Consider the following 26,633-nt stretch of genomic DNA (forward strand, 5'->3'; position numbering starts at 1 on the left):
AACATCGATCCTCCTATTGCGGCCAATAGCCGTCAACACTACGCTTATCAACACATATTTAATATATCCAAGTATGTTTTTACAAGTAGTTCGACAAAACTTCCTATAATTCTTAAAAATCAGGCAATTTAAATGCAGGTATATCAAGGATTTGTCGTAATGGGCTGTTGATCGACTCATGCTTGTTTATTGCGCTTGTATGTGTAAGGATATATTATATATTTCAAATATCATGAATGAATTGGTGATGTGATTAGAATGAGTGCAAACGATCGAATTCCGTTGTATCAGCAAATCCAGGACTATATAAGGCACGTCATAGCAGCAGAAAATATGAAGCCAGGTGACCGCATTCCGACAGAGAAGGAGCTGATGGATCAGTTTCATGTCAGTAAAATAACGGTTGCCAATGCCCTAACCGGATTAGCGAATGAGAAATTGATTGCCCGTGTGCCGGGCAAAGGCAGTTTTGTAGCAGAGGAGGCCGACTTCTCATCTGCGGGCCAGTCATCGACAACGCCACTTAAGGGAAGAGACGGGAAGCTGGCCACGGGCATGATTGGCGTGATTATGCCCACCATCCATGATTATTTCGCCATCAGACTCATTGAGGGAATCCAAGAGGCGCTGAATAACGAAGGTTATCGCAGCATGATCATGTTGACCGATGGCAAGCTGGAAAAAGAAAAGGACGCCATCAAAGAGCTGAAGGCTCTCGGAGCCGAAGGCCTGTTGATTTTCCCGGTCGACGAGGAGAACTACAACGAGGAAATACTGGGTATGAAGCTATCCGGTTTTCCTTTTGTGCTGATCGATCGGTATTTACCTGGGGTCGAGACACATTATATTGCCGCCGATGGAAGGCGGGGCACGAGACTTGCCGTTGAACATCTATGGGAGCTTGGACACCGGGACATCGCGATATGCTCGGATTCTCCCCTTCAAACCGTCACGGTTCAGGAGCGGATTGAAGGTTACATTGATGCTTTAAAAGACAAAGGCGCATTAATCAATCCGGCGCATATGATTACAGATTTCAAACCGCTGAGCGTGCTCAAGGACGCCGAAGCTCATCCACTGTACCGGTATATCCGAAATCGCATGGTAACCGCCTATATTTCGCTGAACGGGAGATTGGGCGTACAAATCTATCAGATGGCCAAGCAAGCGGGGCTTAACGTGCCGGAAGACGTTTCGATTGTCAGCTTCGACGATCCGACTTCCATCGTGGAGGAATTTAGCATATTTACCCATGTCAAGCAGTTTGAACGGGATATGGGATATCAGGCTGCCGGCAAACTGCTCGAAGTATTACGCGGTCATGGAGAAGTGAAGAGCTACAGCAAATTGCTGATTGAGCCTGAGCTTGTGATCCGCCAAACGTCGGGACAGGTTCCACGAACTTAATACTTACGCTAAGGAAAAGCCTTTTCCGTTAACTAACGGAGAGGGCTTTTTTTAATTCTTTCCGAAAAACATATTGAATATATTGATATTATATATTATATTCTAGAAAATGATGGCTAACCAAGAAGCACAAGTACATCTAACCTGAGCAGGGAGGTTTAGAATCGTGCCAAGAGATCGCAGAGAAGAGCGAACCGGGTTTCAGGAGTCGGCTCCGTATCATCCCGACTATGATCTTCAGACTGACTTTGTGATGGTCTACGGAATTGACGCAACGATGCCGGAACGCATTCAGAAATGGAAGGAAAAGGGATATATCGTCCATTTGATGACAGGAGTCGCATGGGGGACATACAACAACTACCTGGACGGGGAGGTTGACGGCTTATCACATTGGGATGAAGCTCAGACCGATCGTCACGGGGAGATGATCCTGCATGGCAAACAACCGGTTATTCCTTACATGGTGCCGACGATTTCCTTTGGCCGCTATCTAGCAGATCGAATTCGCGTCGCGGTTGATGCGGGAGTAGAGGCCATCCACCTGGAAGAGCCCGAATTCTGGGTGAATGGCGGATATTCGGAAGCGTTTAAGCGGGAATGGCTTCTGTATTACAAAGAGCCATGGATTCCGCCACACGCTTCACCTGACGCACAATACCGAGCTTCTAAATTGAAAGCGCATTTATACACACGCGTACTGGACCGGTTATGTGCAGAGATGAAGGATTACGCGCTAACTCGTTACGGCCGGGTCCTTCGCTTTTACGTTCCGACCCATAGTCTGATCAATTATACGCAGTGGCGAATCGTTAGCCCGCAATCCGGGCTCGTTGAGCTTCCATCCATTGACGGGTACATTGCCCAGATCTGGACGGGTACATCAAGAACGCCAAACGTGTATGAAGGGCTGCGCAAGGAACGAACGTTTGAAACCGCTTACCTTGAATATGGCGTGATGCAGGAGCTGGTTCGCGGAACCGACAGACGCATGTGGTTCTTGCATGATCCGATCGAGGATAACCCGAACCACACTTGGGCGGATTACAAACAGAACTACTTAAAGACCGTTGTCGCCTCACTGCTGCATCCCGGAGTTGCCCATTACGAAGTTTCACCCTGGCCGCGAAGAATTTTTAAAGGAACTTATCCATCCGAAGATGGCTCCGGTAAGGAGTCCATCCCGTCTGACTATGCAACGACGCTGCTCCAGGTCATGCACACGCTAAGCAACATGGATCAGGAAGTGATCGAATCGGCAGAAGATGATTTGCAAGTTGGCGTTCTGATTGCCGACTCCGCTATGTTTCAGCGGATGAAGCCGGGACCACAAGCGCCCGATGCCGGTAAATACGACGGTACGGACCCTGAAGGATTTCAGGCGGAAGGGGATACAGAGCTTCTTGATTTCTCCCCTTTTTACGGTCTGACGCTGCCGCTGCTGAAGCATGGAATACCGGTTCGTCCGCTTCAGCTGGATAATGTGAGGCGGTATCCGGGTTATTTGGCTCCCTACCGCGTACTGGTTCTGAGCTATGAATTCATCAAACCGGAGTATCCGGACATTCATAATGCTCTTGCCCAGTGGGTGCAGGATGGCGGGGCATTGATCTATGTTGGCGATGACAGCGACCCGTATCATGGCATTCGTTCATGGTGGAACAATGACCACAAGGATCACCCGTTTGGCCCGAAGTATAACTCGCCGCGGGAGCATCTGTTTGAGCAGCTTGGCCTGAAGGAGAAAGCGGACGGCATCCATCAGGCAGGAAAAGGCGTCGTGTGCTGGTTGGATCAACATCCGACTGAACTCACCCTGTCCAAAGAAGGGGCAGACCGGCTGCGGCACGCCGTCCAAGCCACGCTGGAGGCGCTTCACGGCTCAGAACGACCGTTGAAATCCAAACCATATTTCAAGCTGAAGCGAGGCCCTTATCTGATCGCTTCAGTTCTGGAGGAATCGATCACGGATGAGCCGTTGAACATCTCAGGCCCGATCGTGGACTTGTTCGATTCGAAGCTATCCGTTCTGGATCAGGTTACGTTAAGTCCAGGGAAACAAGCGCTGCTCTATGATGTTGAGGCCGGACGTCCTTCGGACGGCAAGGTATCTGTCATTGCCGCTTCCTCTCGAATCGAGGATCTTGTAGAGACGAAATCAGGTTTCCGATTCATTGCAAGAGGGCCGTCCAATCTGCAGGCAAGCGCAAGATTGTATTGCCCATTTGAGCCGATTTCCGTCCAGTACATTATTCAGGATCAAGGCGTACCTGCTGGATGGGTATGGGATCCGAGGTCGCTAACCGTGCTGCTGCAGTATGAACACGGCGGCGCGAACCATGCAGAGATCCAGGTTGATTGGACAGGAAGCGAAATTCATACCTGAATCTGCAACCGACTGATGCAATAGAGAGGAGCAAATCATCATGCCATACGAACCGATAAGGCCGGAACGGTTACAACAAATGTTAAACCATCTTCGGGAAGCGATATATGAGCCGGTTGCCGAGTTGGAAGTGACGGCATGGGTTACACCCGAGCCCGTATCGTACAAGGATCGAATGACGGGCACGAAAATGACGCTTGTCCATGGAGAACGATGGGGAAGCCTATGGGACTGTGCCTGGTTCCGATTTACCGGGAGCATTCCGGATAATAGCCGTAAGGAAGACGTCGTTCTCTTACTCGACATCAACGGCGAGTTGTGTCTGGTAGACTCGGAAGGATCTCCGGTCCAGGGATTGACTACCGTGAATTCGGAATTCGATTTCTCGTTAGGACTCCCCGGTAAGCGTGTTGTCCGGCTTCATGATATGTACCTGAGCGGATCTGACATTGAAGTATGGGCAGATGCAGGCAATAACGATCTCTTTGGCAAATATCAGGGAGGCACCTTGAAAGAGGCTGTCATCGCGATCTGCCGGGAAGATATTCGCAGTCTCTATTACGATGTCGAAGTGCTCTTGGAAGCTGCCGAGCAGCTCCATGCCGGAACCGCGCGCAAAGAAAGAATCTATCAGGCGCTCTATGACGTTTCATTGCAGCTTACGGATTTCTCGCCGGAACTAGTCAATCAAGCGAAGAAGCAATTGGATAAACCATTAAGCTTGCAGGGGGGCGATCCGGTCTTAACGATCAGTGCGGTGGGTCATGCGCATATCGATTTGGCCTGGTTGTGGCCGATCCGTGAAACGATCCGAAAAGGCGCCAGGACGTTCTCAACCGCGCTTCGCATGATGGAACGCTATCCCGAGTATGTATTCGGCGCAAGCCAGCCCCAGCTATACGACTGGATGAAGCAGCATTATCCCGCGTTATATGAACAGATCAAGGAGCGGGTACGTGAAGGCAGATGGGAACCGCAAGGGGCCATGTGGGTGGAGTCGGATACCAATGTGCCGGGCGGCGAATCCCTGGTACGCCAGATCCTGTACGGCAAGCGATATTTTCAGCAGGAATTCGATTTGGAGATGAAATCGCTCTGGATGCCGGACGTATTCGGTTACTCCGCAAGCCTGCCGCAGCTGCTCAAGAAGTCGGGCGTGGATTATATGATGACCCAGAAGCTTTCCTGGAGCGAGTATAACCGGCACCCTCACCATTCCTTTCTGTGGGAGGGGATTGATGGCTCCACTGTATTAACGCATATGCCGCCTGAAGATACATACAACAGCCCGGCAGCCCCTCGTTCCATCGCCAAAGCGGAGCGGGAATATTTAGATAAAAATGTATCCAGCCATGCCCTGATGCTCTTCGGCATTGGAGACGGCGGTGGGGGGCCTGGCGAAGAGCATTTGGAGCGGCTGGCACGCGAGAAGAACCTGCTTGGTCTGTCCCCTGTCGTACAGGAGCCCTCGTGGAAGTTCTTTGAGCGATTGAATGAGGAACGCGAGACGTTCCAGACATGGCGCGGTGAGCTTTATCTGGAAAAGCATCAAGGCACCCTGACCAGTCAGGCGCGAAGCAAGCGGTACAACCGGAAGATGGAGAAAGCGCTGCGCGAGCTGGAGTTTGCTTCCGTGCTGGCTGCCCGGTTAGGTAAGACATACCCATGCGAGGCGCTGGAGGCGATCTGGAAGGAGGTCCTGCTGTATCAGTTCCACGACATTCTTCCGGGCTCTTCCATTAAACGGGTGTACGATGAGTCGCTTGTGCAGTATGAAAAGCTGCTATCCCAAACGGAAGCCATGATTGCCGAGACCTATCGCTATCTGGCAGACCACATTTCACACGATGCCGAAGCCTCTTCCGGAACTGTCGTTTTCAATTCATTGCCTTGGGAACGTCGGGAGTGGCTGCGGGCGAATGGACAATGGCATAACGTGTTGGTTCCATCGATGGGCTACACCGTTATACCGAACGTTGCTGATTCTGGAGCCGAAGATGAAGTGGCGTCAGGCATTGAAATGCTTGCAGAAACACCGAAAGCGAGATTAGACGTTACCGTCTTGGAACGAAGCCTGGAGAACGACAAATTGATCGTTAAATTTGATCAAATTGGAGGCATTCTATCGATCCTTGATAAGGCGGAAGCTCGGGAAGTCATTCAGCAAGGCCAAATGGGTAACGATCTGCGCGTGTATCATGACGACGGAGATGCATGGGATTTCCGTCATGACTATTCAGCGAATCCAGGCAAGCTGTTAAATCTTCTTCATGTTCAGGAACTGCGGGACGGGCCGCGAATCGGGTTGGTTTTCGAATACGGTTATGGCGAATCTACGCTGACTCAGACCGTTGTGCTGACGGAGGGAAGCCGGCGCATTGATTTCGAGACGGCCGTCGATTGGAGAGAGAACGGCAAGATGCTTAGAACCTCGTTCCCGCTCAATATACGTACGGATCAGGTTCGTTGCGAAATCCAGTTCGGCAGCTTGAGCAGACCGACCCACCGCAATACGATGTGGGATTTTGCGAAGGACGAGATTTGCGCTCATCAATGGGTTGACTTATCGGAGCCGGATTATGGTGTCGCACTGCTCAATGATTGCAAATATGGCCATCGGGCGATCCATAACGTGCTGGATCTGCATTTGCTCCGCAGCAGCTCTTATCCGGATCCGGATGCGGACCGCGCGGAGCACCGATTCACATATTCGTTATATCCGCATCAAGGGAACCATGTGCAAGCCGGAATCTATCGACGAGGCAATGAGCTGAATATCCCGCTTCGTACGGTTTCCTTGCCTAATCAAGAGATAGGAAAGCTCCCGTCATCCCAAGCATTCCTGAGACCGGATCATGCGAACATTATGGTGGAATCCGTCAAGAAAGCCGAGGATGGCGACGACATCATCGTTCGTCTGTATGAAACTTCGGGAACACATGCCAACACGACACTCCATTTTGGATTTGAAGTGGCCGAAGCCTGGACTACGGATCTGATGGAATCCATCCTTACAGCACTGCCGATTGATAAAACATCCAACAAGATTGCATTATCCTTCACACCGTTTGAAATCATCACGCTGCGTTTGAAATTGCACTAGTATAACCGGGGCGGCAAATCCGCCCCACTGAAAGGAGAGGTGGGAATGTGAGCAAGTCACGATTAACAAACAACCGGTTCATGAAACGAATCTGGCAGCACAAGCTCTTTTACTTGTTCATGCTGCCAGGCATCGTCTGGTTTTTTCTATTCTCTTACGTGCCCTTATACGGAATTCAAGTTGCTTTCCGGGACTATACCTTCGTTGGCGGATTCACCGGCAGTCCCTGGGCAGGATTCAAGTACTTTGAACAATTCTTCAATTACTATCAGTCTGGTGACATCATTCGCAACACAGTCATCATTAGTCTCATGAAGCTGCTGATCGGATTTCCGATGCCGATCGTGCTTGCGCTTCTGTTAAATGAAGTGCGGAAGATGAAATTCAAGAAGACGATTCAGACCCTTTCTTATTTGCCTTATTTCGTATCCTGGATTGTGGTTGTCACACTCATGCAGCGTTTACTGACTCCATATGGCGGTCCGGTCAATGACTTGCTGGGGTCATTTGGAGCTGAATCGATTCAGTTCCTGAACAACCCTACCTGGTTCTATCAGATGATTGTCGGGTCTGACATCTGGAAGAATATCGGCTGGAATTCGATTATCTTCATGGCCGCCATTGCGGGTATCGATCAACAGCTTTACGAAGCTGCCAAGATAGATGGCGCAGGCCGTTTCAAGCAGATGTGGCATGTGACACTTCCAGGTATCCGCAATGTCGCCATCATCTTATTTATTCTCGCCGTAGGGAATCTGATGAGCGCCGGGTATGAACAGCTCCTTCTCCTGAATGGACCTGCAACTGCCAGCATGGGCAGCGTACTGGACGTACATGCCATCAATTCCGGTATCCGGGAAGGACGTCTCAGTTACGCCGCTGCGGTCGGGCTATTCCAAAGCATCATCGGGCTCATTCTGGTTCTGACCGTGAATCGCATCGCCCGCAAAGTCAGTGATGTATCCCTGTTCTAAGGAGGTGACGTTATGAAACGTAAATGGTCTTTATTCTCGGTGTTCAATTACACCGTTCTCGCCATCATCGGATTTTCCATGATTTATCCCTTTATTTACATTTTGGCGTATTCCCTCAACGACGGGAAGGATTCGATGATGGGGGCGATCTATTTTTTGCCCCGTAAATTCACGCTGGAGAACTACGCGCAGGTATTCGATAATGCCCGCATCTGGAAGGCGTACCAAATTACGCTCATGCGCACCGTGCTGGGGACATTCCTTCATGTCGTGCTGAGTACGCTCATGGCCTATGCGCTTTCCAAAAAGACATTGCCGGGCCGCTCTTTTTTCACCTTTTACATCTTTTTGCCGACGATTTTCAGTGCCGGGTTTATTCCGTTCTTCATCACGCTGCAGAAACTGCATCTGATCAACAGCTTCTGGGTGTACGTTCTGCCGATGCTGTTCAATTTCATGCACATCGTGATTATCCGGACCTTTCTGCAAGGCATACCGGAGGAATTGGAGGAGTCTGCCCGCATTGACGGGTACGGCGATTTTCAAATCTTCGTGCGGATCATCCTGCCGCTTTCGGGCCCGGTGCTTGCCACCATCTCCCTGTTCATCGGGGTGGCCCATTGGAATGATTGGTTCTCTGGTGCTTACTACGTATCCAACAAAGACTTGATCCCGGTGCAGACCCTCTTGCAAGAAATGCTGACGGAAGCTGAGGCACTGTCCAATTCGATGCAGCGAGCCGCGCAGCAGGGCGGGCAGACGATTGGCGGAACCAGCGGCGCCGGTGCTACTCCGGAATCACTCCGGATGGCCTTGCTTGTCATTACGGTCTTTCCGATCCTGTGCATTTATCCGTTCCTGCAACGATATTTCGTAAAGGGGGTTATGATCGGTTCGGTTAAAGGTTAGGTCATCCTGACCCGGAATTTGTCCAAAGCTTTACCAAGATCATTGATATCCATATTCCAGGAGGCGATAGGTTTGAAGAGGATTTGGTCGAAAGGCGTATCCGCATTGCTCGTGTCCATCATGGTTGGAGGTTTGCTGATCAGCTGCACGAATTCATCAGGGAACGGAGATAACGGAGAAGGTGCAGAAGGAGAGAATTCATACAAGTTAAAAATTTTACACAATTGGAATGGTTCAAACGGTTCCGATGCCATAACGCCCGTAGAGGAAGTCATCAAGGAGAAAACCGGCGTTACTCTCGAATGGGAATATACGAAAGGCAGTGAGACGGAGAAGGTAAACCAGATCTTCGCCACGCAGGATTTGCCGGATATTTATACGGGGCCAGCCTGGGGCGGAGAATTGGATGGCATCATTAAGGCTGCCAAAGAGGGACAATTGGTGGATATATCGGACAAGCTGAAAGATTACCCGAATCTGTCCAAATCCATAGCGGAAGAAAATGTGCCGCCAGCATTATATGAAAAAGCGATTGACGCTTACGACGGCAAAAAATATTTGCTGCTGCAAAATCAGCCGGCCACAAACGAAGACGGCATGGATTGGCTCTATGGCTTCTACGTGCGCAAGGACATCGCCGAGAAAGTTGGCGTCGATCCGCAATCCGTTGTCACGAAGGACGATTTCTATAACTTCCTCAAAAAAATCAAGGATGCCAATCTGCAGGAGAACGGCCAGCCGGTCTTTCCGCTGGGCGGTTTCAGTAACGGCTGGGCCGTTGGCATCGGCAACACCATGTTCTACTCGGGTGCAAGCTATGTAGACAAAGGCGATGGAACCGTTGAGCGTGACTTTTTTACGAAAGGCTATGAAGAATACACCCTGTTCTATCGAAAGCTGGTTGAAGAAGGGCTGCTGGACCCGGAAACCTTTACCCAGACAGACCCGATCGCCAAGGAAAAAATCAACCAAGGCCGCATCGCGATCCTCGCCGCGCACTATCCGGCCATTCTGGATTCCTCCAAGGAGTATACCACTTCGCATCCTGGCAGCGAGTACATTCCTCTAGGCCCATTGGAGCGCGCTGACGTCGAGCCGGACAGGCCGGTTGATCTCGGTATTCAGGGCAACAATGTGACGGCGATCACGAAGAACTGCAAAGGCGCTTGCGTTGACGAAGCGCTGAAGTTCCTCGACTTCATGGCCTCGGACGAAGGCTTCATGCTGGCCAGATATGGCGTTCAGGGCGTTCACTGGGACATGAAAGACGGCAAGCCGGTTGCCAACCAGGAATGGTTTGACAAATTCAGCACGGACACCAACATGAAGCTGCGCAAGAACGAAGGCATCAGCATCGGACTGGAATCACTGACGGGCCTTGACCGCATCAATTCCGTTGCGGGAGGAGACATTTGGGCGGAACAAGAAAGGCTGGACGCGATGGAGAACGCTCGCAAAATCCTCCGTCCAAACGGCATTCAAGTCATTACGGCATACAACCCTGGCGATGTCATCACGAAAGCGCCGGAATGGGAAATGCTGAAGCCTTCGATGGATCGAATGGGGGATGCGTGGAAGGAAGCGGTATTCGCCAAATCGGATGAAGCGGCGATGAGCATTATTAATGAACTACGCGAACAGCTCCGCAAGACCGGATATGAGAAAGCGATGCAGTTCACGAACGAAAATCTGAAGGGGAAAGACGTGGTGACCGTTCAGATGCCGAACTGATGACTTTCATCATCAAGGGAGCACGGTAATACGAAAGGCTTCGCAGTCCCTTGGCCACCAAGGGGCGGAGCCTTTTGTGCTCTCCTTGCTTTAGTTCTAAAGTTTCCCAACCGCAAGGATATGGAAGGTATTATCAAGAATTAATAAGACATGAAGGAGTTGAAGTCAGATGACAACAAAATTCAGACCTCCATCCGTACCGCTGGTCACCGTAGATCCCTATTTCAGCGTATGGTCGGCTGCGGATCATCTCTACGATGATCATACCCGACATTGGACGAACAAGATTCAAGGCATGACGGGACTAGCCATCATTGATGGCGTGCCACGACGATTCATGGGAAAAGTTATCACGCAGGAGCCGTCAGAACGACCTGAGCCTGAAGCGCTTGAGCAAACCGATCTCACAGTTGAGCCGGTAACCACCCGTTATACGTTTCAAGGGGAAGGCATTGAGCTCCAAGTGGAGTTCACCACGCCTTTATTACTGGATGATCTTGATCTGCTTTCTCGGCCCGTAACCTATGTGACGGTTCAGGTTCGTTCGATGGATGGGCGTGAACATCATGTTAAGATCTACTTCGATGTTACAGGCGAGTGGTGCGTGCATACACCGGAACAGCAAGTGACCTGGGAGCATCGCGTAATCGATGGACGACTGAATATGATGTCGATGGGTACTGTTGAACAGCCCATCCTGCAGCGTGCCGGAGACGATACCCGAATCGATTGGGGATATATGGTTCTGGCGGTTCCTCGTACGGAACGGATCCAGACGGTGATTCATGCTTCACCAAGCCGCGAGTTATATGTACAAACCGGTCAATTACCGCCGGAAGATGATCAGGAGAAGCCGACGGCCGTATCCGATCAAATCCCCGTTATGGCCACCGAAATCGATCTGGGTCCGGTGCGGGAAGAATGGGTATCCGAGTATCTGATGCTTGCATATGACGATATTCATGCAATCGAATACTTCAACCAGCCGCTGGATGCTTACTGGAAGCGAAACGGATTGACGTTCCATGACATGCTGTTGCAGTCAGCTGCGCAATATGAAGACATCATGCAGTTATGCAAGAGCTTCAATCGCGAGCTAATGGCAGAGAGCCTTGCCGCAGGCGGCGAACAATACCGGGATATCTTGGCATTGACGTATCGGCAGGCGATTGCCGCGCATAAATTGGTTGCCGATGAAGCGGGAAATGTTTTATTTTTCTCCAAAGAGAACTTCAGTAACGGATGTATCGCTACGGTCGATGTCAGTTACCCGTCGATTCCGTTGTTCTTAAGATACAATCCTGAACTGGTTAAGGGTATGATGCGTCCGATTTATAAGTATGCCATGAGCCCTGATTGGCCGTTCGATTTTGCGCCTCATGACGTTGGAACGTACCCTAAAGCCAATGGTCAGGTGTATGGAGAGAACAAGCTGGAGGACCAGATGCCGATTGAGGAATGCGGCAATATGCTTTTGATGGCTGCCGCGATATGCAAGTATGAGGGGAATACAGATTTTGCCCGGGAACACTGGGAACCTCTTACGAAATGGGCGGGGTATTTACTGCAGCATGGACTCGATCCGGAAAATCAGCTGTGCACCGATGACTTCGCCGGACATTTGGCGCATAATGCGAATTTATCCATTAAAGCGATCCTAGGTATTGCCGCGTATTCGTTCATCTGCGACCAGTTGGGCTTGCAGGAAGGAGCCTCTTATCTTGCAGCCGCACGAAATATGGCGAATGAGTGGATGTCCATGGCCGATGCAGGTGACCATTATAAGCTTACGTTCGACAGCGCCAACGATACCTGGAGCATGAAATACAATCTGGTATGGGATCGCCTGCTGGAATTAAACCTGTTTCCAAAAGAAGTTGCTGCCCTAGAGCTGGAATATTATAAGCAGAAACAGAATCGTTATGGCCTTCCGCTGGATAGCCGCGATACGTATACAAAAGCGGATTGGCTCGTATGGTGTGCTTCCATGAGCGCCACGCGATCCCAGTTTGAAGCCATGATTGCACCCTTATGGGATTTCATGAATGAAACCTCCGCTCGCGTTCCGGTGACCGATTGGTATGACACGATTAGCGGCAAGCAGATGAATTTCCAGAACCGCTCCGTAGTCGGTGGATTTTTCATCCAATTGCTTATGTCCCGGTCTGAATTAAATTCGTGATAAGACAGGTGATGCCTTGTGAATAACGATACTGCTCAGGAAGAACTGGTCTATAAGGATCTAACACAGCTGAAGCAACAATTCGAGAATCCGGATGCCACGTATCGCCCGCAGCCGTTCTGGTTCCTGAATCATGAGCTCACGAAGCCGGAGCTGGAAAGCCAGATACAATCGATGTATGAAGCGGGTGTCGGCGGTGTTGTTCTGCATGCGCGTCATGGGATGCAGACCTCTTATCTGTCGCCGGCATTTATGGAAGCGTTGGAGTTCTGTACCCTGGAGTGCGAGAAACGCAATATGGTCGTCTGGCTGTACGATGAGGACAATTGGCCAAGCGGAACGCTGGGCGGCAAGCTGACCCGCCAGCATCCGAAATATCGCATGCGATACCTAAGGGTTGAAGAGAAAAGATACATTCAAGGCGAACAGCAAGAAGGCTTGAAGCTGGACTTTGCGCGCTATGATCACAATGAGCTTATTGCCATTCTGGCTTATCGCGCTGACCGGCAGGACGGGGAATGGCTGCTCTGTGATGAACCCAAGGATCTCACGCATGCATGGGGAGAAGATTGGTTGCCGACTACGGACGATTCTTATATCGTACTGGCCTGCTGGTCCTGCGAGATCGCGGAAGGGATCACGTTTGCCAAAGGGTACTACTTGGACACGTTGAATCCGGAAGCCGTCCAGGCTTTTATTCGAATGTCCTATGAGCCGTTTCTGTCCTTGCGGAAATATTATGGCGCAACGATTCAGGGCGTTTTCACCGACGAACCCGGGCTCATGATCCACGACGGTTTTTTCGGGGTGGAAGCGATCCGCACGACCGTTCAGAATGTGGACGACACCTTGCCGGGCACGGTCTTCGCTTGGACGCAGGGCATGGCACAGCGGTATCAGGAAGAGAACGGTTATGATCTCATCCCGCGGTTAGGCGCATTATTATATAACATGGCTGATGGCAGCCGGACAACGAAACAGCAATATTATGATACGATTACGCGCTGGTATGTTGAGGGCTATCATCATGCGATCCGTTCATGGTGCGAAGGGCATGGTCTGCTGTACATCGGTCATACACTCGAAGAGCCAGTCTGGGGACAGGCTAGATCGCAAGGCAATCAGACCCGGGTGCTGCAGCAGTTTCACTACGCAGGCGTGGATTATTTAACGCCCGGAATCGGCACGAAGGAGAATCCGCATCGGATCGTGTCAGTGAAGACAGCAGCTTCTGTTGCCCAACTGAACGGCAAGGAGCGGGTGATCTGCGAATCGTTTGGCGCAAGCGGTCACGGTTATTCCATGCGTCAACGGCGACTGGATGCGAATTTCATGGCATTCCTGGGCGTTAACCTGTTCATCCCGCATGCGTTCTATTATTCGTTTGCCGGGTATCGGAAGACCGATTTCCCGCCGACGGAATTCAAGCATGCGCCTCATTGGCCGCATTATCGTGCTTTTGCCGATTATCTCGGACGACTGAGTCTGCTTGGCGCGAGCGGTAAACGTACACCGGAGGTTCTTCTGCTGTCTCCTATCCATACGGTATACGAAAATATGTTCGTATCCGGTCAATCGAATAGACATCCCGCTTCCGATGCTCTGTTCTCGCTCCTGTCGGATCGTATGCTTCGCAGCTCCATTGATTACGACTATGTAGACGAATGTCAGCTTCGCGAAGCCACTCTTATTGATGGGGAAGGGGTGCGATTTAACGAGGATGGGAACGTATATTCGGTATTGGTGATGCCCGAGATTGAGGTCATGTCGAAGGACGTTGCCGCACAGCTCGTTTCGTATGTTATGCAAGGCGGCACTCTCGTTGCCGTAGGAGCGATACCGCGACATAGCGAGTCTTTGCATCATGATCCGGAATTGGCGAAACATGTCCATGCGCTATTTGGTTCGACCCCGCAGCACGGGGCATTACGCCCCGTTGGCAAAGGCTATAGTCTGTTTTATTCCCTGGAGCATACGGCTCTTGATGATCCATTGGATTCGTTGTGTGAACGTATAAGCGGGTTATTAAGGAAAACTCCTGTTTTACGATGGAAGTTGATCGAAGGACAACATGAGGATTTGATTAGTATAGAACGTGTGTTCGGAGATCGGGTATACGTGTGGCTGATGAACTGGTCAGAAAAGCCCGTTTCCATGAAACTTGAAGCAAGTGGGGCGAATCACCGAATCGAAGAATGGGCCTTAGAATGCGGGAAAATACGCCAGATAGCCAGCGATTCCATTCTTACCTATGCACCTGGAGAGCTGCGAGTTCTCTTTGTTGTACCTGAGGAGAGCCCAAATGGCGAAATGGAACAAGTGTTCGATGCGGATCGAAAATCCAAGGATGTCATCGTTCTTGAAGATATGTGGCGTTTCCAGACACTTGAACCTAATGTTTTATTACTAGACCAATGGCAGGTCACGCTGAATGACAGAAAGTCCAGGATGAACGCAACGATGCCTGGACAAGTGAACACGTATCGCACAACGTTTACCATGACGCAGGAATTGATTGAACGATTGCAATCTCCGAGTTATCGAATTCATTCAGATCCATCGCATGACGACGAATCCCGTAAGATGGTGTTAATTCTGGACGATGTGGAGCAGAACATCCCATCCCATATCGGCTTCCTGCAGCGCAGGCGCAATCTTGAAATCTTCGTGAATGGCGTAAGGCAGAATGCGCTGCAGCCCTCTAGTTGGCAGGATCAACACTATAATAGCGTGGATATCACAACCCATCTATTGGCAGGCGAGAACGAACTTGAGATTTTGACGGTTTCATTGCTGGAGCCGATGCCGGCGATTTCATTCCCTGCATTTCTGCTCGGACCCTTTCTTATAGAAGATCGGATGAGGCTAAATGCGAGTCAGGAACATATGTTTGGTTCTTGGGCGTCTGCTGGTTATCCTAATTATGCGGGAGCGGGAGAATACTCGCAGCTAGTGGATCTGGCCCAAATTAGCTTGGCTCCAGATGAGGAATTATGGCTGGAAGCTGACGATATTAGGGAGACAGCTTCTTTATATGTGAATGATATGGAGGCAGGCATCCGGTTGTGGCCGCCTTATCACTGGAACATCACGCCATATGTTGGCCAGGGGACCAATCACATTACCATTCGTGCAGCCAATACGCTGGAGAATTTATATGGGAAGTCTGCTTTACCTTCAGGGGTGAATGGAAGGGTAAAGTTGGTTCGTCGAACATTATCCAAAAGAATGTAATTTTATATGACTCTCTGAAAATGACTACAGCCGATTTCAGGTTGTGGTCATTTTTATTATATAGTTTACATAATATATAATATGTAAACAAAATTCGTAGAACTTGCAAATTTCGAGTTTGGAAAGAGGGATCTATTTTCTGAGAAACATACAGGATCGGAAGCTCCATTCTTACACAATCAACGATTTACGATAACATTCTCCTAATCATGAAGGCTTACACTTAAGAAGTTTTACGAACGATATCAACTCGGAGGTGCCATGAAGTGCAGCTAAAGAAGAAAACCATCGTGGTTTTGGCGCTCAGCTTGTCCATTCTTTCGCAAGGTATGATGGTTCATGCAAAGGAAGATGGAGCTAGGTTTAAGCCGGAAGGAAACGGCAAATGGATGACAGGAGAGTATCATGCGCATACGTATCAATCCGATGATGCCAGTCAATCCTTACAGGAATTGCTGGATAACGGTTTTCAAAAGTATGGTCTGGATTGGATCGCGGTCTCCGACCATCTTAGAGTTTCGAAACGGGACGATGAGGGAAATCCCCTTGCTGGCGGACCTGTTCCGTTCTCCAAAGGAATGGCTCAGTACCAGATTCCCAAGATCCAGCAGCTTCAAGAAGCAGGGAAATACAAGAACAACATTATCTTCTCAGGTTTTGAGTGGGACATGCCTACATATGAACATGTGGGAATCGGCATTATAGCAGGAAAATTCGGTTCAGAATCGAGCCTGAAGGCAGCTCGTCAGTTCGAGTATCTGTTCACCGATCGCGATGAAGCGATGTTCGATCCCAAAGACGTCGCCGATTGGAAAAAACAAGACAGCCGGGCCTTTACTACCCCCGAAGATGCCCGAACAGCGCTGGCTTGGCTCCAGAAAAACTATAGAAACAGCAGTTATGCATTGCTCAACCATCCTTCTAGAAAAACCGTGTACACCATAGCGGATATACGGGATTTCAACAATATCGCGCCGAATGTCGTATTCGGAATGGAAGGTATGCCCGGGAATCAGATGGAACCGGACCGTGGCGGACTAAACTTAACCACACCGGAAAACAGAACCTACGGCGGCGCTGATTTCATGATTGCCAAGGTTGGCGGCGTATGGGATGCGCTGCTTGGTGAAGGACGCGAATTTTGGAACTTTGCGAACTCGGATTCTCATTTTGAGATTAGTGAAAACCGTTTATACTCCAGTGGATATTGGCCGGGACAATACGCTAAAAACTACACTTGGGTGAATGGAAAAGATATGCAGAGCGTATTGGACGGGATGCGTACGGGTAAATCGTTCTCCGTCTACGGTGATTTGATTAACGCGCTGGATTATCGCGTTCGTCACGGGAACAAGCAGGCCGAGATGGGAAGTAACCTGCAAGTGAAAAAAGGGAACCCCATCGAAATTACGATCCGATTCAAAAGCCCAAATAAAAACAACAACGGTGATTCTGTAACCGTAGATCATGTCGATTTGATCTCAGGCGACGTAACGGGTAAAGCGCAACCAGGTACGGCGGCTTACAGCAAGAGTACCAATGATTCGACCAAAGTGGTGAAACGGTTTACGAGCAAGGATTGGAAAACCGATCGGGATGGATACAACGTCATTACTTATCGAACGAAAGCGACGAAGGATCAATATTTCCGATTAAGAGGGACTAATCTTGACGTAAATGTTGCGGGAGAAACCAGCAATGGCGATCCGCTCATAGATCCAAAAACAGACATCGAAGACAACGAACAGCGTTTTGCGGAAATAAATAAGCGGAATTATAGCGACCTGTGGTTTTATTCTAATCCGATCTTTGTCAGCGTTGACGACAAGCCGGTTAAAAATCCTAACAAACAGGGGAAGCATCAGTAGGATGCGACTCGCACTCTATTCAGAAGACTGCCGATTGTTCGGCAGTCTTTGTTTTTTCACACGTAGTATAATGATGCATGTCATATAGCGGATCACATGGATTGTTTTTTGCTGCATAACCTATCATTTAATTGAACAAATTGAACGAGGGGTATAGTCTATTAAGGAGAGGAGAGATGATATGTTTACGATCGGAGAAATATCCAAGCTGTTTCAGATCGATATCCGCACCCTCCGGTATTACGACGATATTGATTTATTTAAACCGGCATCCGTGGATCATCTGACAAGTTACCGTTATTATTCGGTCGATCAATTCGAGCAGCTGAACACCATTCTGTATCTCAAGGCGCTTGGCATTCCTTTAAAAGACATTAAGCTTTTTCTGGATGATCGGGAGATTGAACATATACTAACCCTGCTCAAGGAGCAGCAGCGCAGAACCGAAGAGAAAATTGAGGAATATCAAAGAATCCAGGCGAAGATCAAAAGCCGAATTGATCAGATTGAAGATGCCTCGAATAAGGAAGAGCTCTACAAAATTCGGGAAGTGGAGCTTCCCGAGAGAGTGATGGTTTTGCTGAAACAGAAAATACATAAAAGCGACAATCTGGATATGCCGATCCGATTATTGGAGAATAGCACGAAGATGAAGTCCACCATTTTCCTGGGCAAAGTAGGATTATCGATCTCGATCGATCGTTTAATGCAAGCCAAATTTGATGAATACGACTCCATTTTTGTCATTGTGGAACAGGAAAGTGAGCATAGCAGCTCCGAAGTCGAAGAGAAGATATGGCCGAAAGGCACCTATACTTCGATTCGGTTTGCAGGGACACACGAAGATGCAGCGCCTTATTACAGAAAGCTCCTGGATTATATCGAGGAAAAAGGTTACACCCTGATCGAAGATGCGTTAGAGATCACGTACATTGACTATGGGCTTACCGGAGATCCCTCTCAATTCGTAACCGAAATTCAAATGCTAGCTACATAATGGATTGACCCTCCAGCTGCTGGAGGGTTTATTCTTTGTATCAAAACATATTAGTAGGAGAGAACGACTGTGATAGGAACCATTGTAAATGTAACAACCATTGTTGTAGGCAGCACGATTGGAAATGTATTTAAAAAGGGGATGAGCGAAGCCTATCAGGACATCCTGATGCAGGCGATGGGTTTGGCCGTCATGGCACTTGGTGTGCATTCGATCGTGAAGTATATGCCGGAGAGCCATTATCCCGTCTTATTCATCGTAAGTCTTGCCATAGGCGGGCTGATCGGGGAGAAGCTGAATCTGGAGCAGGGATTTAAAAAAGCGGTGTCGAGGTTTACCAAGGGAAATTTGGCTGAAGGACTAACTACGGCTATTCTGTTGTTCTGTATTGGAACACTGTCCATTATCGGACCGATCGAGAGTGCTTTGAACAATAATCATACCTATCTGTTCACCAATGCCATCCTGGATGGCGTGACGTCGATCGTACTGGCTTCAACCTTTGGCATAGGGATCGTTCTATCAGCCGTAGCCACATTTTGCTGGCAAGGGTTATTGTACGTTATGGCCGGAGCAGCCTCTAGCTTGATCACGACGGAGCTGTTAACCGAAATATCTGTGATTGGCGCCATTTTGATATTTGCTTCAGGCTTAAACATTTTGGGCATTCGGAACTTCAAAACCATGAATCTCACGCCAGCGCTGTTGGTCCCAGTCGTATTCATTACGGTTAAAAATCTGCTCGGTTTTTAATATGAAGCAGGGATTCATACGAGCATATCTGGATACAAGGAAAACCCGCCTACGGATGGCGGGTTTTTTGCTGTTATACCATGCGACCCACGCTGAATAAGCCATTGTTTACCTTGGTGCATAAGTTTTGTGACAATTTCAATAATATAGGAGACCGACAGCATCTAAGAATTGGACTCGGTGGTTAGAGAGAAGGAGGCTTCATCGTATGAATATAGCTGAACCTAAACTGCTGGTCGCAGCGCTAGGCGGCGTTAATGAAATTGGAAAAAACATGTACTTCATTCAGTACGATCAAGATATCGTGGTCATTGATTGCGGCTCCAAATTCCCTGACGAAAACCTGCCCGGCATCGATTTGATTGTGCCTGACTTCACCTATTTGCTGGACCATGCGGATCAAGTCAGAGCTCTTATCGTCACCCATGGACATGAGGACCATATTGGAGGGATACCCTATTTACTGAAGCAGCTCCCAATCCCTGTGTATGGGACGAAACTCACGATTGAGCTGATTAAAATCAAGCTGAAAGAGCATCGCATTCTGCGTGATTCCGAGCTTCACACGATCGACGCGAATTCCACCATTCAAGCGGGCGCCATCCATGCTTCTTTTTTTTCGACCAGCCACAGCATTCCGGACTGCGTGGGTATTGTCTTTCAAACCCCGGAAGGTAATGTTGTTCATACGGGGGATTTTAAATTTGACATGTCTCCTGTAAAAGGGCCTTATCCGGATCTGCATCGAATGGCTGATATCGGCAAGCGGGGGGTTAAGGTGTTACTGTCCGAAAGCACAAACGCCGAGAGACCGGGATTTACGCCTTCAGAGCGTCTGGTTGGCGGACATATCCTGGAAGCATTCGCGCAGGCAAAACAGCAGGTATTCATCTCTACATTTGCTTCCAACGTGAACCGCGTTCAGCAGATCATCGATGCCGCCGCGGAAACAGGGCGAAAACTGATTCTGCTCGGCCGCAGCATGGTCAATGTCGTTACCGTTTCCAAGGAGCATGGCTATTTAAACATCCCCGATGACTTACTGATTGATGCAGGCGACAGCGAGCGGTATCCACCGGACCAAATCGCCGTGTTATGCACGGGGAGTCAAGGCGAGCCTATGGCAGCATTATCTCGATTAGCCAGCTCGAAGCATCCCCATATCGAGATTTTGCCTGGCGATACTGTCATCATTGCAGCAGGAGCCATACCGGGAAATGAACGGAACCTTGCTCATGTAATCGATAATTTGTATGTGCTGGGTGCCCAGGTCATCTATGGTTCCGGTTCAGCAACAGGGATGCACGTATCCGGGCATGGCAGCCAAGAAGAATTGAAATTAATGCTCACCTTGATGAAACCGGACTATTTGATTCCGGTTCATGGTGAATTCCGAATGCTGTATCAGCATCGTCAACTGGCGGATTCCGTGGGGATCCCCAATGAAAATGTATTCATCATTCAGAATGGCGATACGATACAAATCCAGCAGGGTATGGCCTCCTTAGGTCCGAAAATTCCTTCAGGAAACAGCCTGGTGGACGGATTGATGATCGGGAACGTGGGCAACATCGTTTTGCGGGACCGCAGGCAGCTATCCTCCGACGGGATGCTCATTATCGTAACTACGCTCAGCAAAACGGAGAAGCAGATGGTGGCCAAACCCGAGCTCATATCCAGAGGTTTCATCTTCGTGAAAGATTCGGAGGAATTCATGGGTCAAATCCACGATATCGTTATGTCTTCCATGAAGGATTTAACTGAAACCGGGGCCACCCAATGGAATCTGATCAAGCAAACCTTGAAAGATCATGTCGGCAAATTCATATACAGCGAGACTAAGAGAAGGCCGATGATTCTTCCAATCATTATCGAAGTATAAGAGGTTGTTCAAAAAGTCCGCTTTTGATCACGAAGCGAATCAGGAAGCAGCTCGGCATCGAATCTTGAATTCAGCCGGGCCTTCCGGTGCTCACGTACCCAAACGTACGCTCCGCTCCTGATGTCCCTAGCTTCATCCAACCTTCTCGGTGCTGAAAATCGACCTTTTTGAACACGCACTATAAACCGCTCGAAATATGAAAAGCACAGCCTAAAATAATAGGTTGTGCTTTTTTCAGTGATATTCGAAACATCGTTCGATCTAGTGGGCATACACCCGGATGGAGGTAGCTGCATACACTGCCGATAAGCAATCGCAGAAGGAGTTGTTCTTCCATTCACGTCTGTGAAAAAAAGAATAACACATAATCCGGATTCGTCCACATAACCATTTACAGAATGGACATGAACGTCTTGTCCGATCACCGGAATGGGTCCGGTTATTAACGAAAGGAGGAGGATCGGTTTGTCATCCACCCCAGAAGGGAAATGGACTGCGGAACATGGAAAATGGGCTAAACGAAAGTTCAGATTTACGCGCAACGACTGGATGGGCTATCTATTCAGCGCCCCTCTGATTATCGGAGTCATCGTATTTGCCATCTATCCCATGTTCGCCGCACTGTTTATGAGTTTTCATCAGACATCCGGGCTCAATTTATCCGGCAGTTGGGTGGGCCTGAGCAACTACCGTTACGCATTAGAGGATTCCTTATTTTGGCAAGCGCTTACAAATACGTTCGTCATGGGGATTTGGTCTGTACTGCTAGGAATCGCACTATCGTTTATTCTGGCGAGCCTGATTAATAATCTGAAATGGCATCTGGGACGCAATTTTTTCAAAGCGGTCTATTTTCTGCCCAATGTCGTATCCGGCGTTGCTACAAGCCTGTTGTTCTCCTTCTTGTTTTTTCCGTCCAAGGAAGGGCTGATCAACTTTGTCATTGGTTTGTTTGGCATCGATCCTGTCGGCTGGTTCACGAACCCTGAAGTCGCGCGGTACAGTATTGTGCTCATGAGCTTGTGGGGCGCGCTTGGGTATAACACAATTATTTTTCTAGCTGGTTTGCAAAGCGTTCCGCGGGATCTCTATGAAGCTGCAGAGGTGGATGGGGCCGGCACCTACCGGAAATGGTGGTACATTACGATTCCATACTTGCGTCCGATCTTTGTGTTCATGCTCATCATGGGAACCATCGGCGGAATGAAACGGTTTACGGATGTATGGTTAATCGGCGGAACCGCAGGTAATCCTGGGGGAAGCTTGATGACCGTGGTGCTGTATATTTACCGAAATGCGTTCCTCTCTTCGCAGATGGGGCTGGCTACGGCCGTATCCTATCTGTTATTCGTCATCATCCTCATCCTAACCGTGTTCCTCATGCTGCTCAACCGCCGCAAAGACAGTTTGGACTAATGCCACTATCCATTTTTCGGGTCCGTAGGGGAACCTTATTCCAGAAGACAGGAGGGTAACTATGAGCAGTTCAGCCTTGCCCAAGGAGCCTGTGCGCCGTAAACGAATCACACTGCAACAGCTGATATTAACACTGGTTCTGTTGGTAGGTTCATTCATCATGATTGTGCCATTCTTATGGATGCTGGTAACGAGCTTCGATTGGGCTGCACGATTAAATATTTCATTCCCACCGAAAATATGGCCGGAGGAGCCTTCGATCCGAACATATGAAGCCGCTTTCACCAACATTAATATGTTTCGATATATCGGCAACTCCACGCTTGTAAGCGCAGGGGTCATTATCATCAGCTCGTTGTCCGCACTATTATCCGGTTATGCCTTATCCAAGCTCCGCTTCAAAGGAGCAAATTTCGTCCTGCTGCTAGCGCTAAGCACGATGATGATTCCGTTCGAAATGACGATGATTCCGCAGTACTTATTGTTCAGTAAACTCGGATTGGTCGACAACTACCTGGCTTTTTATTTGCCGGCTATGAACTATGCGTTCGGTACTTTTTTAGCTAAAGCCTTCTTCGATCAATTACCCAGCAGTTTAAGAGAAGCTGCCGTTCTGGATGGCGCCAAGGAAATCACTGTTTTCAGCCGGGTTTATATGCCGCTGTGTACGCCCATTATCGCCACCATGGTTATTCTGCTGTTCTTAGGCGTATGGAACGATATGCTGTGGCCGCTGCTGATCTTGAAATCGGCTGCCAAGTACACGATCCAGATTGGATTGGCCATGTTTACGTATAACAACGGAATCAATCAGCAGCCATCGATCATTATGGCGGCAACAACTACGAGCCTCATTCCGGTTATCGTCGTTTATATGTTCCTGCAGCGTTATATCATCGAGAGCATTGCGCTATCCGGTATCAAACAATAATTTCGAATGAAAGCTAAATTTATGCGGGGGTGTTTACGTGATGAAAAAAGCTGTATTGCTTATCCTGTCATTCGTGCTGGTGTTTACATTGGCCGCTTGTTCAGGCAGTTCGGGAAAAGATGTGACAGGCGGCGTTAAGATAGAAAAAGTATCGGACATGGAAGGCACGGTTCGCGTTGCGCTGGCAGGCTGGCAGCTGGATAACGGGATCGATGCGCTGACAGGCAACCCGACCATCGGACTCAACGAGTATTTGGATAAAACGTTCAAAAAAATGTATCCGAACATCAAACTGGAGGTTTATCAAATCCCCTGGGAGAACGTAAAAGCCAAACAAACGGCGATGCTGCTCTCCGGCGATGCAGACATTTTGTATACTGGCGGAGCCTTTGCATCGCAATGGTACCAGGAAGGGCTGCTGCGTGACCTGGACGACTTGATCGAAAAGGATACCTCGTTTGACAAGGGCATCTATCTGGAAGGCATTATGAACAACTCCTACAGCACCAAGTCGCCCGACGGAAGCAAGCAGTTTGGAATTCCTGCCGTTCTTGGCCGCCGGATGACGATTTATGATAAGAAGCTGTTTGAAGACTGGGGCGTTGAAACCCTCTCGGCACAGCCAGGACCGGATGAAATTCTGGAGAAAGCCAAGCAAATGACCGGCAAAAACCCGAAAACCGGTGAAGACAATTTCGGTCTGTATTGGAGCGGCAACTCATTAAACGGATCCACCTTTGTTGCGTTAACCCTTGCTTATGGTGCCAAAGGAGCGGAAGGATCGCTAAAGGATATCAAGAGTATTAAATGGCACCTGAATTCACCGGAAATGGTCAAAGTGCTGGAATGGCTGAAAGAAGCTGCACAGCTGCCGCCAGCAGGTTTCGTAAATGCCCAAGGAGCCGAGAATTTCGGTCTGGAGAAGAACAATATCGCCATTGCCCTCGATTCCACCGGCGGCTCAACGATGAGTGAATACCGGTCGAAGCAAAACAAAGAGCTGTTGGACCGTTATGAGCCTGTGCTGAACATGGGGCCTAAAGGCGAAGGCTGGGTTGCGGTTGACCCGTTCATCATGGCGAAGAATGCTAAAGATGTGGATGCATCATGGGAAGTATTAAAATTTTTGACCAGCTACATGACGCAAAAATATATGTATGAGAACTTCTCCAGTACCCCGACACTTAAAAACGCTGACTTCGTAACGCCGGAAGACAAGTTTGTGAAAAAAGCACTCGAAATCGCAGATGTTGGCCACTCGGAGCTGATGGATGAAGCCAATCCGTTTTATATGAGCGATATCGCTCCAGCCATTAACGGATTCATTAGCCAGGCTGCATCCGGAAATGCTCCGGATATTCAGAAGTTTCTGGATGATCTGCAGGCACGTGCTGAGAAATGGTCGGCAAATCTGAAGTAAATCAGGAGGGGACTGCACTAGAGACGGGCCTAATCATGATGATTATATGAGTCAAACAACACAATATATTCCAATATGATGTAAAACGTGCATTGTCCCGATGATACCTGGATAAAAACCGGCGGTTATGGTGGTATTATCCCCTCAAAGTAGACACTCGACAAAACCTCATGTTTTCATGAGAAGCGAGCGAACTTGGAGGGGCTATTTTTATGGCTAAAAAAGGGACAAATTTTTTCAATCGTATAAAAATTTCATTATCAATAGATAATAGCAAGGAAAATGAAATCCAATGGAGCGTGATATTTTGGGACAATATGTGAAATCAATTACATCGCCAAAGAGATTTATCGTGGGGCACTATTTACTAAAGGAATTAGCTACCTATACCGCTACATATGGTGACCATGCGTATGTTATTTGCGATGAATTTATTTTGGATCGTGCGCGTAACGAAGCCGGCAAATCTTTTGAAGAGGCCGGACACCAAAGCGAATTTGTGAAATTCAACTATCAAATCACTCAGGATGAAATCGACAGACACCGCGAAGCGGTACAAAAATCAGGTGCTAATATCATAGTCGGTATTGGCGGCGGGAAAACACTGGATACAGCTAAAGCTACCGCATATTACACACATCTGCCGGTTGCGATTTTCCCGACAATTGCTTCAACAGATGCGCCGTGTACGGCACTTTCCGTCATTTACAATGCAGACGGTTCATTTGACCGTTACCTGTTTCTCCCGACAAATCCTGATATCGTGCTGGCAGATCCCAATATTTTGGTAAGCGCACCGACACGGTTTTTTGTTGCGGGGATAGGGGATGCTCTTGCGACTTACTTTGAGGCGCGGGCATGTTATCAGAAAAACGGGGATAATTTAGTGAATTTAAAGCCATCCCTAGCCGGATTAGGAATTGCAAAAATGTGCTATGACACCATTCTAGAATATGGTCTGCAGGCTAAAATCGCCGTGGATCAGAACGTCTCGACTCCAGCTGTTGAAAAAACGATCGAAGCCACCATTTATTTAAGCGGTGTTGGCGCCGAATCCGGCGGCTTGGCCGCTGCCCATGCAATCCATAATGGAATGACGGCCGTTCCTTCGCTGCATCATGCGCAGCATGGCGAAAAAGTGGTCTTTGGTTTATTAACGCAGCTTGTTCTGGAAAGTGCCCCAAGAGAGGAAATCGAAACGGTTATCCGTTTTATCAAGGAAGTAGGGCTACCGTTAACCTTAAAAGACCTGGGTCTGGATGAATTCAAAGAGGAGGAATGGCGAAAAGTAGCAGAAGATGCGTGTGCCGAAGGAGACACGATGGGCAATATGCCGCATCCGGTAACGCCTGAAGATGTATACCAGGCCATCATTGCTGCAAATGCATTGGCAGAACATCATTATAATTAAACAAGGCAGGAATTAGAGACAGCAGCTAA

The 26,633-nt window shown here is 48.8% G+C and carries 16 protein-coding genes; all 16 read left to right on the top strand.

Annotated elements, in window-relative coordinates:
* The first annotated feature begins 258 nt into the window (after positions 1 to 258).
* The 16 genes from ABEW73_RS29045 (at position 259) to ABEW73_RS29120 (ending at position 26,604) form a co-directional block, all read left to right on the top strand.
* Positions 259 to 1,407 (top strand): GntR family transcriptional regulator, encoded by a 1,149-nt coding sequence (locus ABEW73_RS29045; protein ID WP_430171665.1) that lies wholly within the window; start codon positions 259 to 261, stop codon positions 1,405 to 1,407.
* A gap of 166 nt (positions 1,408 to 1,573) precedes the next feature.
* Positions 1,574 to 3,793, top strand: coding sequence for a hypothetical protein (locus ABEW73_RS29050; protein WP_430171663.1), 2,220 nt, complete (start codon positions 1,574 to 1,576; stop codon positions 3,791 to 3,793).
* Positions 3,794 to 3,833: 40 nt separating this feature from the next.
* A complete protein-coding gene (locus ABEW73_RS29055; RefSeq protein ID WP_430171661.1) occupies positions 3,834 to 6,896 on the top strand; it encodes an alpha-mannosidase in 3,063 nt (1,020 codons plus the stop codon).
* A 47-nt stretch (positions 6,897 to 6,943) separates the two neighbouring features.
* Positions 6,944 to 7,870 carry an ABC transporter permease gene (locus ABEW73_RS29060; RefSeq protein WP_098744568.1) on the top strand — a complete coding sequence of 309 codons (927 nt, stop codon included), beginning with the start codon at positions 6,944 to 6,946 and terminating at the stop codon, positions 7,868 to 7,870.
* Between the two features lie 12 nt (positions 7,871 to 7,882).
* Positions 7,883 to 8,779, top strand: coding sequence for a carbohydrate ABC transporter permease (locus tag ABEW73_RS29065; protein WP_098744571.1), 897 nt, complete (start codon positions 7,883 to 7,885; stop codon positions 8,777 to 8,779).
* 72 nt (positions 8,780 to 8,851) lie between these two features.
* Positions 8,852 to 10,510 carry an extracellular solute-binding protein gene (locus tag ABEW73_RS29070; protein ID WP_430171659.1) on the top strand — a complete coding sequence of 553 codons (1,659 nt, stop codon included), beginning with the start codon at positions 8,852 to 8,854 and terminating at the stop codon, positions 10,508 to 10,510.
* Positions 10,511 to 10,679: 169 nt separating this feature from the next.
* Complete coding sequence (locus tag ABEW73_RS29075; protein ID WP_430171657.1) at positions 10,680 to 12,692, top strand: glutaminase domain-containing protein; 2,013 nt, start codon at positions 10,680 to 10,682, stop codon at positions 12,690 to 12,692.
* An 18-nt stretch (positions 12,693 to 12,710) separates the two neighbouring features.
* Positions 12,711 to 15,926, top strand: coding sequence for a glycosyl hydrolase (locus ABEW73_RS29080; RefSeq protein WP_430171656.1), 3,216 nt, complete (start codon positions 12,711 to 12,713; stop codon positions 15,924 to 15,926).
* A gap of 266 nt (positions 15,927 to 16,192) precedes the next feature.
* Positions 16,193 to 17,794 (top strand): S-layer protein, encoded by a 1,602-nt coding sequence (locus ABEW73_RS29085; protein WP_430171654.1) that lies wholly within the window; start codon positions 16,193 to 16,195, stop codon positions 17,792 to 17,794.
* Positions 17,795 to 17,975: 181 nt separating this feature from the next.
* Positions 17,976 to 18,791 carry a MerR family transcriptional regulator gene (locus ABEW73_RS29090; protein ID WP_430171653.1) on the top strand — a complete coding sequence of 272 codons (816 nt, stop codon included), beginning with the start codon at positions 17,976 to 17,978 and terminating at the stop codon, positions 18,789 to 18,791.
* A 69-nt stretch (positions 18,792 to 18,860) separates the two neighbouring features.
* On the top strand, positions 18,861 to 19,544 hold the full coding sequence (locus ABEW73_RS29095) for a DUF554 domain-containing protein (RefSeq protein WP_430171651.1): 684 nt from the start codon (positions 18,861 to 18,863) through the stop codon (positions 19,542 to 19,544).
* 208 nt (positions 19,545 to 19,752) lie between these two features.
* A complete protein-coding gene (locus ABEW73_RS29100) occupies positions 19,753 to 21,426 on the top strand; it encodes a ribonuclease J (protein ID WP_430171649.1) in 1,674 nt (557 codons plus the stop codon).
* 465 nt (positions 21,427 to 21,891) lie between these two features.
* On the top strand, positions 21,892 to 22,842 hold the full coding sequence (locus tag ABEW73_RS29105) for a carbohydrate ABC transporter permease (protein ID WP_430171648.1): 951 nt from the start codon (positions 21,892 to 21,894) through the stop codon (positions 22,840 to 22,842).
* A gap of 61 nt (positions 22,843 to 22,903) precedes the next feature.
* The gene (locus ABEW73_RS29110; RefSeq protein WP_430171646.1) at positions 22,904 to 23,773 is read left to right on the top strand and encodes a carbohydrate ABC transporter permease; all 870 of its coding nucleotides are present in this window, start codon (positions 22,904 to 22,906) and stop codon (positions 23,771 to 23,773) included.
* 40 nt (positions 23,774 to 23,813) lie between these two features.
* The gene (locus ABEW73_RS29115; protein WP_430171644.1) at positions 23,814 to 25,193 is read left to right on the top strand and encodes an extracellular solute-binding protein; all 1,380 of its coding nucleotides are present in this window, start codon (positions 23,814 to 23,816) and stop codon (positions 25,191 to 25,193) included.
* Positions 25,194 to 25,485: 292 nt separating this feature from the next.
* Positions 25,486 to 26,604: a glycerol dehydrogenase gene (locus ABEW73_RS29120; protein WP_430171642.1), complete on the top strand. Its 1,119-nt coding sequence runs from the start codon at positions 25,486 to 25,488 to the stop codon at positions 26,602 to 26,604.
* Positions 26,605 to 26,633 lie beyond the last annotated feature (29 nt).

Origin of the sequence: Paenibacillus lautus, assembly GCF_050482385.1 — a bacterium.
GTDB classification, from domain to species: domain Bacteria; phylum Bacillota; class Bacilli; order Paenibacillales; family Paenibacillaceae; genus Paenibacillus_AQ; species Paenibacillus_AQ lautus_B.

Coding starts and splice junctions, on each gene's coding strand:
- ABEW73_RS29045 (WP_430171665.1), top strand. CDS start 259: ATGAGTGCAAACGATCGAATTCCGTTGTATCAGCAAATCCAGGACTAT.
- ABEW73_RS29055 (WP_430171661.1), top strand. CDS start 3,834: ATGCCATACGAACCGATAAGGCCGGAACGGTTACAACAAATGTTAAAC.
- ABEW73_RS29065 (WP_098744571.1), top strand. CDS start 7,883: ATGAAACGTAAATGGTCTTTATTCTCGGTGTTCAATTACACCGTTCTC.
- ABEW73_RS29075 (WP_430171657.1), top strand. CDS start 10,680: ATGACAACAAAATTCAGACCTCCATCCGTACCGCTGGTCACCGTAGAT.
- ABEW73_RS29090 (WP_430171653.1), top strand. CDS start 17,976: ATGTTTACGATCGGAGAAATATCCAAGCTGTTTCAGATCGATATCCGC.
- ABEW73_RS29100 (WP_430171649.1), top strand. CDS start 19,753: ATGAATATAGCTGAACCTAAACTGCTGGTCGCAGCGCTAGGCGGCGTT.
- ABEW73_RS29110 (WP_430171646.1), top strand. CDS start 22,904: ATGAGCAGTTCAGCCTTGCCCAAGGAGCCTGTGCGCCGTAAACGAATC.
- ABEW73_RS29115 (WP_430171644.1), top strand. CDS start 23,814: ATGAAAAAAGCTGTATTGCTTATCCTGTCATTCGTGCTGGTGTTTACA.
- ABEW73_RS29120 (WP_430171642.1), top strand. CDS start 25,486: ATGGAGCGTGATATTTTGGGACAATATGTGAAATCAATTACATCGCCA.